This is a genomic window from Candidatus Blastococcus massiliensis AP3 (assembly GCF_000582785.1).
Lineage (GTDB): Bacteria > Actinomycetota > Actinomycetes > Mycobacteriales > Geodermatophilaceae > Blastococcus > Blastococcus massiliensis.
Window position 1 is genome coordinate 620,372 of the sequence record NZ_HG931175.1, and the last position, 13,194, is coordinate 633,565.

Here is a 13,194-nt window from a genome sequence, read left to right on the forward strand (position 1 = left end):
CGGTCAGACGATGGCGTCGACGACGATCGCGACCATGAGCAGCGCCAGGTACGAGATCGAGACGTGGAACAGCTGCATGGGCTTGGTCTCCCCGCCGGCGTCGATGCGGCGGAGCAGGCGGTGCGACTCCACGACGAACCAGGCACCGAGGAGCACCGCGGGGATCGTGTACCCGAGCCCGATGCCGTAGTCGGAGGCGACCGGCCAGAGCAGCAGGGACACGGCGACGGTCACCCACGCCCAGGCGACGGTCTGCCGGCCCACCGAGACCGCGCTGGTGACCACCGGCAGCATCGGGACGTCGGCGCGGGCGTAGTCGTCCTTGAACCGCAGCGCCAGCGCCCAGAAGTGCGGCATCTGCCAGGCCCAGACGACGGCGAACACGACGACCGCCGGCCAGTCGAGCGAGCCGGTGACCGCGGCCCAGCCGATGAGCACCGGGGCCGCACCGGGGACGCCGCCCCACTCGGTGCTGCGCCGCGTGTGCCGCTTGAACACCATCGTGTAGAGGACGGCGTAGTAGAAGATCGCGCCGGCCGCGAGCGCCGCCGCCAGCAGCGTCGTCGTGGCCGCCAGCAGGGCGATCGACACGACCGTGAGCACGAACCCGAAGATCAGCGCCGCCCGCGGCGACACCTCGCCGGTGACCAGCGGCCGCTTCTGGGTGCGCTGCATCAGCCGGTCGATGTCGCGGTCGAAGTAGCAGTTGAAGACGTTCGCGGCTCCGGCGGCCAGGGTGCCGCCGACCAGCGTGGCGACCAGCACCGCCCACGACGGCCAGCCGCGGGCGGCCAGCATCATCGCCGGCACCGTGGTGACCAGCAGCAGCTCGATGATGCGCGGCTTCGTCAGCGCGACGTAGGCGAGCACCCGGGCCCGCAGGGCCGACGGGCGGGACGCCGAACGGCGGGCCGGGTCGCGGCGGGCGGCGGAGCGCTCGGACAGCGCCGTCACCGGTTGCCCTGGAGCGCGGTGACGCGCGGGCAGCGGGGCGCTGCAGGCCAGGCGAGAAGCACGAGGGGCCTACTCCGAACCGGGGATGGGAACGCGGCCCACTGTAGCCCGCGGCCTGATCGGCCATGGTCGCGGCAGGAGCGGCGATGACTAGGGTTGATCGCGTTGATGCCGGCGGTTGTGCGGGTAGGGCCGACGTCGACGAACGACGGAGCATCCCGGTCCAGCGGAGGAACGGGCGGCCCGCCGCGGGAACGCCGGACACACGCCGACCCCGGCCCCCCACCTGCCCGCGACACGCACGGCCATGACCAGGCCCACCGAGGGAGACGCAGGACACATGGACACGCGAAGCACCGAGGCCGAGGCGCCGGCCGAGGCCGCCACCGACTCGCCCACCGGCAGCCCGGCCCAGCCGAACCCCACGCTGCCCGAGGCCTTCGGCGACCTCGACCGCCGCGCGATCGACACCGCTCGCGTGCTCGCCATGGAGGCGGTGCAGAAGGCGGGCAACGGCCACCCGGGCACGGCGATGAGCATGGCGCCGGCGGCCTACCTGCTGTTCCAGAAGTGGATGCGCCACGACCCGACGGACCCGAACTGGGTCGGCCGCGACCGCTTCGTCCTCTCGATGGGTCACTCCAGCCTGACGCTCTACGTGCAGCTGTACCTCTCCGGCTACGGCCTCGAGCTCGACGACCTCAAGGCGCTGCGGCAGTGGGGATCGCTGACCCCCGGTCACCCCGAGGTGAACCACACGCCCGGCGTCGAGACGACCACCGGTCCGCTGGGACAGGGCGTCGGCAACGCCGTCGGCATGGCCATGGCCGCCCGCCGCGAGCGCGGCATGCTCGACCCCGACGCCTCCGAGGGCGAGAGCCCGTTCGACCACACGATCTGGGCCTTCTGCTCCGACGGCGACCTCGAGGAGGGCGTCAGCGGCGAGGCGTCGTCCCTGGCCGGGACGCAGCGCCTCGGGAACCTCGTCCTGGTCTACGACGACAACAGGATCTCGATCGAGGACGACACCACCGTTGCCTTCACCGAGGACGTCGGCAAGCGCTACGAGGCCTATGGCTGGCACGTCCAGCACGTCGACGACGGCGAGGACCTCGCCGCTCTCGACGCCGCGCTCGCCGCCGCGAAGGCCGAGACCCGGCGCCCCTCCATCGTCGTGCTGCGCACGATCATCGGGTGGCCGGCGCCCAACAAGCAGAACACCGGCGCATCGCACGGCTCGGCGCTCGGCGAGGACGAGGTGCGGGCCACCAAGGAGATCCTCGGCTTCGACCCGGAGAAGACCTTCGACGTGGACGCCGAGGTGCTCGCCCACGCCCGCCGGGTCGTCGACCGCGGCCGCGCCTCCCGCGCCGAGTGGCAGGAGGGCTTCGCCGCCTGGCAGCAGGCCAACTCCGAGGGCGCCGCGCTGCTGGAGCGCATGACCACGCGCACGCTGCCCGAGGGCTGGGCCACGAAGCTCCCGAGCTGGGAGGCCGACCCGAAGGGCGTGGCCACCCGCAAGGCGTCCGGCGAGGTGCTGGCCGCCCTCTACCCGGCGCTGCCGGAGCTGTGGGGTGGGTCCGCGGACCTGGCGGAGAGCAACAACACCGCGGTCAAGGGCGAGCCGTCGTTCCTGCCCGCCGACCGCCAGACGAAGGCATGGTCCGGCGGCCCGTACGGGCGCAACGTGCACTTCGGCGTCCGTGAGCACGCCATGGGCGCGGTCATGAACGGCATCGCCCTGCACGGCGGCACCCGCATCTACGGCGGCACCTTCCTCACCTTCTCCGACTACATGCGCGGTGCGGTGCGCCTGGCCGCCCTCATGCAGCTGCCGGTCACCTACGTCTGGACCCACGACTCGATCGGCCTCGGCGAGGACGGCCCGACCCACCAGCCGATCGAGCACCTGGCCGCGCTGCGGGCCATCCCCGGCCTCGACGTGGTGCGCCCGGCCGACGCCAACGAGGTCGCCGTCGCGTGGCGCACCATCCTCGAGCACAACGACCGGCCGGCCGGCCTGGCGCTGTCCCGGCAGAACCTGCCGGTGTTCGACCGGCAGGAGCTCGCCTCCGCAGAGGGCGTCGCCCGCGGCGCCTACGTCCTGGCCGAGGCCTCCTCGGGCACGCCCGAGCTGATCCTGCTGGGCACCGGTTCGGAGGTGCAGATCGCGCTCGCCGCGCGCGACCAGCTGGAGGCCGACGGCGTGCCGACGCGGGTGGTCTCCGTCCCGTGCGTCGAGTGGTTCGCCGCCCAGGACCGCGCCTACAAGGAAGAGGTCCTCCCGCCGTCGGTGCGCGCCCGCGTGAGCGTCGAGGCCGGCATCCCCCAGGGGTGGCGCGAGTTCGTCGGCGACGCCGGCCGGATCGTCGGAATCGACCACTACGGCGCCAGCGCGGCCTACGGCGTGCTCTACGAGAAGTTCGGGTTCACCGCCGAGGCGGTGGTCGCCGCGGCCCGCGAGAGCATCGCGGCGGCGTCCACCGAGCCGTCCGGACCCCTCGGACCCGACGCGTCCGGCGTCCTGCACTCCCCCACCGGCGACCGCTGAGGACCCCGGCGCACCCCACGAGAAGGGCACGAGACATGGCACAGAACGAGAAGCTGGCCGAACTCTCCTCGGCCGGGGTCGCCGTCTGGCTCGACGACCTGTCGCGCGACCGCATCCGCAGCGGGAACCTGCAGGCACTCGTCGACGAGCACTCGGTCGTGGGCGTCACCACCAGCCCGACGATCTTCGCGGCGGCGATCAGCGGGTCGGAGTCCTACGACGACCAGTTGCACGCGCTGGCCGTGCGGAAGGTGAGCGTCGAGGAGGCGCTGCGGACGATCACGGCAGCCGACGTCCGCGACGCCTGCGACCTGCTCCGCCCCGTCGCCGACCGGCAGCCCGGTGACGGTCGGGTGTCCCTCGAGGTGGCTCCCGGCCTGGCGCACGACACCGACGCCACCGCGGCCGAGGCCGCCCACCTGTGGTGGCTGGTGGACCGGCCCAACCTCTACATCAAGATCCCGGCGACCGAGGCCGGCCTGCCGGCCATCCAGACGTCGATCCGGCGCGGCATCAGCGTCAACGTCACCCTGATCTTCAGCCCCGACCGCTACCGCAAGGTCATGGACGCCTACCTGTCCGGTCTCGAGGAGCGGCTGGCCGACGACGCGGAGGCCGACCTCTCGGGCATCGGCTCGGTCGCATCGTTCTTCGTCTCCCGGGTGGACACCGAGATCGACAAGCGGCTGGACGCCGCCGGCGCGGACGCCTCGCTGAAGAGCAGGGCCGGCGTCGCGAACGCCCAGCTGGCCTACCAGGCCTACGAGGAGATCTTCTCCTCCGACCGCTGGAAGGCTCTCGAGTCCCACGGAGCCCGTCCGCAGCGCCCGCTGTGGGCCTCGACCGGGGTGAAGAACCCCGAGCTGCCCGACACCCTCTACATCAGCGAGCTCATCGCCCCCGGCACGGTCAACACCATGCCGGAGAAGACGTTGATGGCCTACGCCGATCACGGCACCCCCGGCACCCCGGTGCAGAAGGCCTACGACGACGCCGCCTCGGTCATGCAGGCCGTGCGCGACGCCGGCGTCGACCTCGACGACGTGTTCAGGGTCCTCGAGGACGAGGGCGTGCAGAAGTTCGTCGACTCCTGGGACGAACTCACCGAGTCGGTGCGCACCCAGCTGGAGGACAAGAAGTGAGTCTGGCGGTCAGCGTCGAGGGGCTCGACGTCCCTACCGACGTCCGCAGCCGGCTCACCGACGACGACGTCGCCGCTCGGCTCGCGCGCAAGGACGCGACCCTGTGGGGACCCGAGGCCGAGGACGAGGCGGCGATCCGGCTGGGGTGGCTGGACCTGCCCTCGACGTCCCGGTCGCTGGTCGACCAGCTGGCCGAGCTGCGGGAGCAGCTGCTGTCCGAAGGTCTGGACCGGATCGTGCTCTGCGGCATGGGCGGCTCCTCGCTCGCGCCCGAGGTCATCTGCCGGACCGCCGGCGTGCCCCTGGTCGTCCTGGACACCACCGACCCCGGCCAGGTCGCAGCGGCGATGACCGATCTGGAGCGGACCGTCGTGGTCGTCGCCTCGAAGTCCGGCGGGACCGTCGAGACCGAGAGCCAGCGGCGGACGTTCGTGGCCGCCTTCGCCGAGGCCGGCCTCGACGAGCAGCAGATCGGCGGGCGCTTCGTCGTCGTCACCGATCCGGAGTCCCCGCTGGCCGAGACGGCGGCCGCCATGGGCGCCCGCGCGGTGTTCCTGGCCGACCCCACCGTCGGCGGCCGCTACAGCGCCCTGTCCGCCTTCGGGCTCGTCCCCTCGGCGCTGGCCGGCGCCGACGTCGGTGCGCTGCTCGACGAGGCCGGTGAGCTGGCCGAGCACCTCGCCCAGGGCGACAACCCCGCCTTCGAGCTGGGGGTCGTCCTCGGCGCCGCCGTCCTCCAGGGACGGGACAAGCTCGTGCTGGCCGACGCGGAGGGCGAGTCCGCGATCGAGGGCTTCGGCGACTGGGCCGAGCAGCTCGTCGCGGAGTCCACGGGCAAGGAGGGGCGCGGCATCCTGCCCGTGGTCGTGGAGTCCCCCACCGCCCCCGGCGCGACCGGTCCCGACACCCTGCTGGCCGTGGTGGGCACGGGGACGCCCGCGGGCTCCCCGTCGCTCGCGGTCGACGGCCCGCTGGGCGCGCAGTTCCTCGGCTGGGAGTACGCCACGGCGGTGGCCGGGCGGGTGCTGGGCATCAACCCGTTCGACCAGCCGAACGTCACCGAGAGCAAGGAGAACACCCAGGCCATCCTCGCCTCGGGGCTGCCCGACGAGCAGCCGGCGGCGACGATCGGCGCTGTGGAGGTGCGCGCCGGCGGCGGGCTCCTCGACGGCGTCGACCTGAGCGCGCACGACGGCGTCTCGCTGGCGATCGACGCCCTGCTGGCCGCCATCCCGCCGGGCGGCTACCTGGCGGTCATGGCCTACCTCGACCGGCTGGCCGACGCGAGTGCCGCGGATCTGCGCGCCGCCCTGGCCGCCCGCACCGAGTGCGCGGTCACGTTCGGCTGGGGCCCGCGGTTCCTGCACTCCACAGGGCAGTACCACAAGGGCGGTCCTCAGGCCGGCGCGTTCCTGCAGATCACCGGGGGCATCGGCGAGGACCTCGCGGTCCCCGACCAGCCGTTCACCTTCGGGGTGCTGCAGGCCGCCCAGGCCGGCGGCGACCGCAAGGCGCTCGCCGACCGCGGCCGCCCGCTGCTGCACCTGCACCTGACCGACCGGGCCGCCGGGATCGGCCAGCTCCTGGCGGCTCTGGACTGACCACCGACCCGAGGACGGACCATGGCTCTCAGCCCGCTCCGCGGCCCCCGATGATCCCCAATCCACTGCGTGATCCCCGGGACCGACGGCTGCCGCGGGTGCCGGAGCCGTGCGCCCTGGTGGTCTTCGGGATCACCGGGGACCTCGCCCGCAAGAAGCTGCTGCCGGCGGTCTACGACCTGGCCAACCGGGGCCTGCTGCCCACGAACTTCGCGATGCTCGGCTTCGCCCGTCGCGACTGGGGCGACACCGAGTTCGCCGAGCTGGCGCGCGACGCCGCCCGGCAGAACGCCCGCACTCCCTGGCGCGAAGAGGTCTGGGAGCGCCTGGCCACCAGCGTGCACTTCGTCCAGGGCTCCTTCGACGACGACGACGCCTTCGACGAGCTGGCCTCCGCACTCCACGAGCTGGAGGGCAGTCACGGCATCGGCGGGAACGCCGCGTTCTACCTGTCGATCCCGCCGGCGATGTTCCCGGTGGTGCTCAAGCAGATGCAGCGCACCGGCATGGCCGAGAGCACGGGCGAGCGGTGGCGGCGGGTCGTCGTCGAGAAGCCGTTCGGCACCGACCTGCCCTCCAGCCGGGAGCTCAACGAGCTGGTCGACTCGGTGTTCGGCGCGGACGACGTCTTCCGGATCGACCACTACCTGGGCAAGGAGACCGTCCAGAACCTGATGGCGCTGCGGTTCGCCAACAGCCTGTTCGAGCCGGTCTGGAACGGACACCACGTCGACTCGGTGCAGATCACCATGGCCGAGGACGTCGGGATCGGCGGGCGAGCCGGGTTCTACGAGGAGACCGGCGCGGCCCGCGACGTGCTGCAGAACCACCTCCTGCAGCTGCTGGCGCTCACCGCGATGGAGGAGCCGGTCGAGTTCTCGGCCGAGCAGATCCGGATCGAGAAGCTCAAGGTGCTGCGGGCGATCTCGCTGCCCGACGACCTCCGGACCTTCGCCGTCCGCGGTCAGTACGAGCAGGGCTGGCTGGCCGGCCAGCGGGCCGACGGCTACCGGCAGGAGGAGGGCGTCGACCCGGAGTCGACCACCGAGACCTACGCCGCGGTGCGGCTGGGGGTCGAGACCCGCCGGTGGGCCGGGGTGCCGTTCTACCTGCGCACGGGCAAGCGGCTGCCGCGCCGGGTCACCGAGATCGCGCTGGTGTTCAAGCGTGCGCCGCACCTGCCCTTCGCCGACACCGACACCGAGGAGCTGGGCAACAACCAGCTCGTCGTGCGGGTGCAGCCGGACGAGGGGGTCACCCTCAAGTTCGGCTCGAAGGTGCCCGGCAGCGTGATGGAGGTCCGCGACGTGTCCATGGACTTCCTGTACGGCGAACAGTTCACCGAGTCCTCCCCCGAGGCCTACGAACGACTGCTCCTCGACGTCCTGCTGGGGGACGCCACCCTGTTCCCCCGCAACGCCGAGGTCGAGGCCTCCTGGGCGGTGATCGACCCGCTGGTGGAGTTCTGGGCCGGTACCGAGCCCTATCCGTACCGCGCCGGCGAGTGGGGGCCGCGCGCCGCCGACGAGATGCTCGCGGCGGAGAGCCGTCAGTGGCGACGGCCGTGACCCGCCCCCCGGGCAGACCGGACCCTGTCTGCCCCACCGCGGCACCCCGAGCAGAGGAGCGACCGTGACGACGCTGTGGGACACCACCGGCTCGGCCGTGGTGAAGGAGCTGGCCGCCCAGCGGCGCACGGGCGGCGCGGTCCTCTCGGGGGTCGCGCTCACGCTCGTGGTGGTGGCCGACGAGAGCCGGGTCACCGAGGCGGAGGAGGCCGCCACCTACGCGGCGGAGATGCACCCCTGCCGGGTGCTCGTCGTGGTGCGCCGCCAGATCGAGGCGCCGGTCCCCCGCCTGGACGCGGAGGTGCAGATCGGTGGGCGGCTCGGCCCGGGCGAGGCCGTCGTGCTGCGCATGTACGGGCGGCTGGCCCTGCACTCGGAGTCCGTCGTCCTGCCACTGCTGGCCGCCGACGCGCCCGTCGTCGCCTGGTGGCACGGCGATCCGCCGGAGCGGCTGGCCACCGACGCCCTGGCCGTCTTCGCCGACCGCCGGATCACCGACTGCTCCCTGGCCGAGGACCCGCGCGACGCCCTGCGCATCCGCGCCGAGGACTACGTGCCCGGAGACACCGATCTGACCTGGACGCGCAGCACCGCCTGGCGGGCGATCCTCGCCTCCACCGTCGACGCCGTCGCCGGCCGCCGCGGGGACGCCGTCCGCATCACCGGCGGACGGATCGAGGGCGATCCGCACAACGCCACCGCCCAGTTGGTGGCCGGGTGGATCTCCTCCCGCTGCGGCTGCGTCATCGACGTCGCCGAGGGCTCCCGGGGCGCCGGGCCCAGCGGTGTCGAGTCGATCGTGCTGCAGCTGGACGAGGGCGAGGAGGTGCGGATCACCGCCGACCACCGGGGCGGGGCGGTCATCACCCAGCCAAACCGCCCCGAGGGCACGGTCGCGCTGCCCGAGCGCGCGCTCGGCGAGCTGCTCAGCGAGGAACTGCGCCGGTTGGATCCGGACGAGCCCTACAGCGACGCGCTGGAGGCGGCGATCGGGATCAGCGGGCTGACCGAACGCTCCGCGGAGCGCGAGCACGTGTGGTTCGACCCCACGGAGGACGACAGCGCGGCCCGGAGCAGCTCGTGACCGCCGACCGGCCCGTCCCCGACGTCGTCGTCGAGCCCGACGTCGACCGGCTCGCGCGCGCCGTCGCCGAGGCCCTGGTGGCCCGGCTGGCCGCGGCTCAGGCGCTGCGCGGAACGGCGTCGGTCGTCCTGACCGGCGGCAGCATCGGCATCGCCGTCCTCGAACGCGTGGCCGCGCTGGCCGCCGAGCCGGTGCGCGAGACGGTGGACTGGGGGTGCGTCGACGTGTGGTGGGGCGACGAGCGGTTCGTCCCCGAGGACGACGACGAGCGCAACGAGAAGGCGGCGCGGCGCGCGCTGCTCGATCACGTCGGCGTGGACCCCGCCCGCGTGCACGCCATGCCCGCCTCGGACGGCCGGTTCGCCGAGCCCGAGGACGCCGCCGCCTGGTACGCCGAGCAGCTCGTGGCGGCCGGCGGTGGGGCCGTACCCGCGTTCGACGTGCTGCTGCTCGGCATGGGAGGCGAGGGGCACGTGGCGTCCATCTTCCCGGACTCCCCCGCCGTCGGCGACGAGCGGCCGGTGTTCGCGGTCCGGGACTGCCCGAAGCCGCCGCCGACCCGCCTGAGCCTGGGCTTCGGCGCCATCGGAGCGGCCACCGAGGTGTGGCTCGTCGTGGCCGGCGAGGGCAAGGCCGAGGCGGTCGCCCGCGGGATCGCCGGGGCCGAGCCCCGCGACCTCCCCGCAGCCGGGGTGCACGGCACGCAGGCCACCCGATGGCTGCTCGACGCCGCCGCAGCCTCCCGGCTGCCCGCGGGCTGACCGAGGTCGGTGGGCCGCTAGGCGCCGCGGCGGGCGCGCAGGCGGGTGAGCGCCTCCTCGAGGAGGGCGTCGCCGTCGGCGTCGGTGCGCCGCTCGCGCACGTAGGCCAGGTGGGTCTTGTACGGCTCGTTGCGCGGAGCCGGCGGCGGGTTGGTCTGGTCCTGCCCGGCGGGGAGCCCGCACCGCGGGCAGTCCCACAGCTCGGGGACGTCGGCCTCGTCGGCGAAGGCGATGCGGGTCTCGTGCCCGTGGGCGCACCAGAACGGCAGCCGCCGGCGCGGTGCCGCCTCCCCGCGCTCCGCCTCGCCCATCGGACCTGCTCCGACCCGGCTCCCCCGGATCGCGTTGCCACCAGCCACGAGCGCTCCCTGATCTCCGGTACCGACGTGTGGCAGATCACCACAGCGGCCGAAGTCTAGAGCCTGGAGAGCCGATCCCCGGTCACGATTTCGCTCCGGTCGGCGGAGGCCGAAGGTGACGGGATGGCACGGCCCTCCTGCAGGGGCCCGCCGCGAGCCTGCGAGTGGTGGGGGGCAGGAGGGTCCTTTGTCAGTCGACCTTGATGAGGATGCCGAGCGCGACGATGCAGACCGTCCAGATCAGCGCGGTGAAGACGGTCAGCCGGTTCAAGTTCTTCTCGACCACGGACGAGCCGGACAGCGAGGCGGAGGCCGCGCCGCCGAACATGGAGGACAGGCCGCCGCCCTTGCCGCGGTGCAGCAGGATGAGCACCACGAGCAGCGCGCTGGACAGCACCAGCAGCACGTTCAGGACGACCTCGATCATGACCTCTCCAGCCTCACGCCCGGCGCCGGGCGCCGGATCTCGGCCACGAGCCTAACCGACGTCCCCGGCGGTCAGCGGACGCCGGCCGTGGCGAGGTCGTAGCCGGCGTAAGGCCGCATCACCACGCCGTTGCGCAGCCGCTGGCCGGAGACCAGCTGGACCCGGGTCTCGGCGAGCGGCACGTAGGCGGCGGTCTGCTCCGCGGCGGCCGCCACCGCCCGCCACGCCTCGTGCGACTCGTCGCCGGCCCCCGCCGCACGGGCGGTGTCGATCAGCGCCTTGATCTCCGGGTCGTCCAACCGCGCGTAGTTGGTGTTGCCGACGAGCCGGATGCTTCGCCCGTCGACCAGAGGCGTCAGCAAGGAGGCCGCCGTCGGGAAGTCGGGGGTCGACGTGGCCAGCACGATGCCGTAGCCCTTGGCGACGACGCTGTCGGGGTTGCCGACCTCCCGGGCGTAGAAGTCGGCCACGTCCAGCGGGCGGACGTCCACCTCGATGCCGACCTGCGCCAGCTGGTCGGCCACGGCGTCGGCGACCTGCACGCTGGTCCGGGCGTCGGGCACGGCGAGCACGGTGGCGAAGCCGTCGGGCATCCCGCACTCCTCCAGGTGCGCGCGGGCGGCGTCCAGGTCAGGGCCGGGGTCGGCGTCCTCGGGGCCACCGCCCAGTGCCCGCGACCAGAGCCGCGAGGTGCGCAGGGCGTTGCCCTCGCCCAGCGCCTCCCGGACGGCGCCCCGGTCGATCGCGGCGGCCACCGCGGCCCGGCAGGCGACGTCGTCGAAAGGGGCCACGTTCGTGGGCAGCGCCAGCAGGCGCAGTGCACCGGTCGTCACGTCGTCGACCCGGTCGCGCAGGTCCTCGTTGTCCTCGTGCGCGAGGCGGGCCAGCGTGGGGGGCTGGGCCCCGGAACCGGAGATGTCGAGGTCGGCCGAGCCGGCCAGCAGCGCCTGGTCGCGCTCCACGCCTGCGAGCCCCGTGCGGACGATCACGGTGTCGGGCAGGGCGGTGCGGACGTCGTCGGTCGCCGGGTCCCACTCGGGGTTCCGGTCCAGCCGGATCCCGGTCGCGACGTCGACGGAGGTGATGAGGTACGGCCCGGAGGACACCGGGTCGATCCCGTAGTTGCCCTGGGTGTCGGCCTCCTGCGGGACCGGGCTGCTGGAGGGCAGCGCCAGCACGTACGGCAGGTGGGCCGCCGGGGCACGCAGGCGGAACACGATCGTCCGCTCGTCCGGGGTCTCGACCGACACGAGGTCCGGGTCGTCCTCCTCGGCGGAGTAGGGCCCCGGGTAGGGATTGGCCGGGTCGTCGAACAGGTCGACGACGTAGGTGGGGCCACCGACGATGACGTCGGACGCGAACGACCGCTGGATGCCGTACTTGACGTCCTGGGCGGTGATCGGCCGGCCGGTCTCGAAACGGACTCCCTCGCGCAGGGTGAACGTCCAGCTCAGGCCGTCCTCGGACAGCGTGCCGAGATCGGTGGCGAGGTCGGGCACGAGCTCGTGGGTGCGGCCCGGCTCGGAGGAGTACGTGACCAGGGTGCGGGTGTAGAGCCGCATCAGGTTCCACACGCCCGGCAGGTAGGAGCGCTGCGGGTCCAGGCTGTCCGGCAGCGGCGAGACGACGCGCAGCGTCCCTCCGGTCTCGTCGGAGGGGGCTCGCACGCCGTCGATCCCGGCGTCCGGCTCGCCCTCGACGACGGGGATGTCGGCCCGCCCGCCGGTCCCGCCCAGGCAGCTGACGGCGAGGACCAGGACCAGGAGCGCGACGGCACCGGCGGCGAGGACCCGGTGCCCCGTCCGGCTCCGCGCCCACGCCGGCAGCCGGCGGGCGAGCCGTTCGAGGGTGTCGTTCACGACGTGCTGTTCCGCCCCCGGGTGTACGGCCGGCGGCGGTCAGCGTGGACTAGCTGACGCCGGCGGCGGTCCGACAGATCTGTGCGAACTCGTCGGTGTCCAGGCTGGCACCGCCGACGAGCGCACCGTCGATGTCCGGCCCGGCCAGGATCCCGGCCGTGTTCGAGGCCTTCACCGACCCGCCGTAGAGGATACGGACGCTCGCGGCCGTCTCCGGTCCGAATCGCTCGGCGAGCCGCGACCGGAGCGCGCCGCAGACCTCCTGGGCGTCCTCCGGGGTGGCGACCTCGCCGGTGCCGATCGCCCACACCGGCTCGTAGGCGAGAACGATCCCGCGGCCGCCGTCCGGGTTGACGGTGACCTGCTCGGCGGTCAGGCCCTCCAGCGCGGCGTCGAGCTGGGCTGTGGTGTGCGCGACGTGATCGCCCGCCTTCCGGACCTCCAGGCCCTCCCCCACGCACAGGATCGGGACCAGCCCGTGCCGCAGCGCCGCCTGGACCTTGTCGGCCACGACGGCGTCGGTCTCGGCGTGGTAGGCGCGCCGCTCCGAGTGTCCGACGACGACGTAGGTGCAGGCCAGCGCGTTGAGCATGGCGCCGCTGATCTCGCCGGTGTAGGCGCCGGAGTCCTGTGCGGACAGGTCCTGCGCGCCGTACCCGATGTCCAGCTTGTCGCCGGCCACGAGGGTCTGGACGCTGCGCAGCGCGGTGAACGGCGGCACGACGACGACCTCGGCGGCCTCCAGCTCGGTCGGCTTGAGGGAGAAGGCGACCTTCTGCACCAGGCCGATGGCCTCGAGGTGCGTCATGTGCATCTTCCAGTTGCCGGCGATCAGTGGCCGGCGTCCCTCGCGCGCGGCGGGCTGCTCCTTGCGTGCCATGCTGCGTC

General features: G+C 73.5%; 11 protein-coding genes. 6 read left to right on the top strand and 5 right to left on the bottom strand.

Annotation, left to right across the window (positions count from 1 at the left end):
* Positions 1–3 precede the first annotated feature (3 nt).
* Complete coding sequence (locus tag BN344_RS17080; RefSeq protein ID WP_051516062.1) at positions 4–954, bottom strand: heme o synthase; 951 nt, start codon at positions 952–954, stop codon at positions 4–6.
* 340 nt (positions 955–1,294) lie between these two features.
* Between BN344_RS17080 and tkt the strand changes: the two genes are divergently transcribed.
* The 6 genes from tkt to pgl all read left to right on the top strand — a co-directional run bounded on the left by tkt (position 1,295) and on the right by pgl (position 9,661).
* On the top strand, positions 1,295–3,505 hold the full coding sequence (tkt, locus tag BN344_RS17085) for a transketolase (protein ID WP_081788725.1): 2,211 nt from the start codon (positions 1,295–1,297) through the stop codon (positions 3,503–3,505).
* A 35-nt stretch (positions 3,506–3,540) separates the two neighbouring features.
* A complete protein-coding gene (gene tal / locus BN344_RS17090; RefSeq protein ID WP_040339689.1) occupies positions 3,541–4,647 on the top strand; it encodes a transaldolase in 1,107 nt (368 codons plus the stop codon).
* Entirely contained in the window at positions 4,644–6,248 is a 1,605-nt protein-coding gene (locus BN344_RS17095; RefSeq protein WP_040339690.1) for a glucose-6-phosphate isomerase, read from the top strand. The genes tal and BN344_RS17095 overlap by 4 nt, the downstream gene beginning before the upstream one ends.
* A gap of 98 nt (positions 6,249–6,346) precedes the next feature.
* Positions 6,347–7,816, top strand: a complete 1,470-nt coding sequence (zwf, locus tag BN344_RS17100) for a glucose-6-phosphate dehydrogenase (RefSeq protein ID WP_231486967.1) — start codon at positions 6,347–6,349, stop codon at positions 7,814–7,816.
* Between the two features lie 64 nt (positions 7,817–7,880).
* The gene (locus BN344_RS17105; RefSeq protein ID WP_040339692.1) at positions 7,881–8,900 is read left to right on the top strand and encodes a glucose-6-phosphate dehydrogenase assembly protein OpcA; all 1,020 of its coding nucleotides are present in this window, start codon (positions 7,881–7,883) and stop codon (positions 8,898–8,900) included.
* Complete coding sequence (gene pgl, locus BN344_RS17110; protein WP_040339693.1) at positions 8,897–9,661, top strand: 6-phosphogluconolactonase; 765 nt, start codon at positions 8,897–8,899, stop codon at positions 9,659–9,661. The genes BN344_RS17105 and pgl overlap by 4 nt, the downstream gene beginning before the upstream one ends.
* 17 nt (positions 9,662–9,678) lie before the next feature.
* Here pgl and BN344_RS17115 read toward each other — a convergent pair whose 3' ends face one another.
* The 4 genes from BN344_RS17115 to tpiA all read right to left on the bottom strand — a co-directional run bounded on the left by BN344_RS17115 (position 9,679) and on the right by tpiA (position 13,186).
* A complete protein-coding gene (locus BN344_RS17115; protein WP_081788726.1) occupies positions 9,679–10,020 on the bottom strand; it encodes an RNA polymerase-binding protein RbpA in 342 nt (113 codons plus the stop codon).
* A 190-nt stretch (positions 10,021–10,210) separates the two neighbouring features.
* Positions 10,211–10,447 carry a preprotein translocase subunit SecG gene (secG, locus tag BN344_RS17120; protein WP_040339695.1) on the bottom strand — a complete coding sequence of 79 codons (237 nt, stop codon included), beginning with the start codon at positions 10,445–10,447 and terminating at the stop codon, positions 10,211–10,213.
* A 71-nt stretch (positions 10,448–10,518) separates the two neighbouring features.
* Complete coding sequence (locus BN344_RS17125; protein WP_051516063.1) at positions 10,519–12,306, bottom strand: ABC transporter substrate-binding protein; 1,788 nt, start codon at positions 12,304–12,306, stop codon at positions 10,519–10,521.
* A 49-nt stretch (positions 12,307–12,355) separates the two neighbouring features.
* Entirely contained in the window at positions 12,356–13,186 is an 831-nt protein-coding gene (gene tpiA / locus BN344_RS17130; RefSeq protein WP_051516064.1) for a triose-phosphate isomerase, read from the bottom strand.
* Positions 13,187–13,194 lie beyond the last annotated feature (8 nt).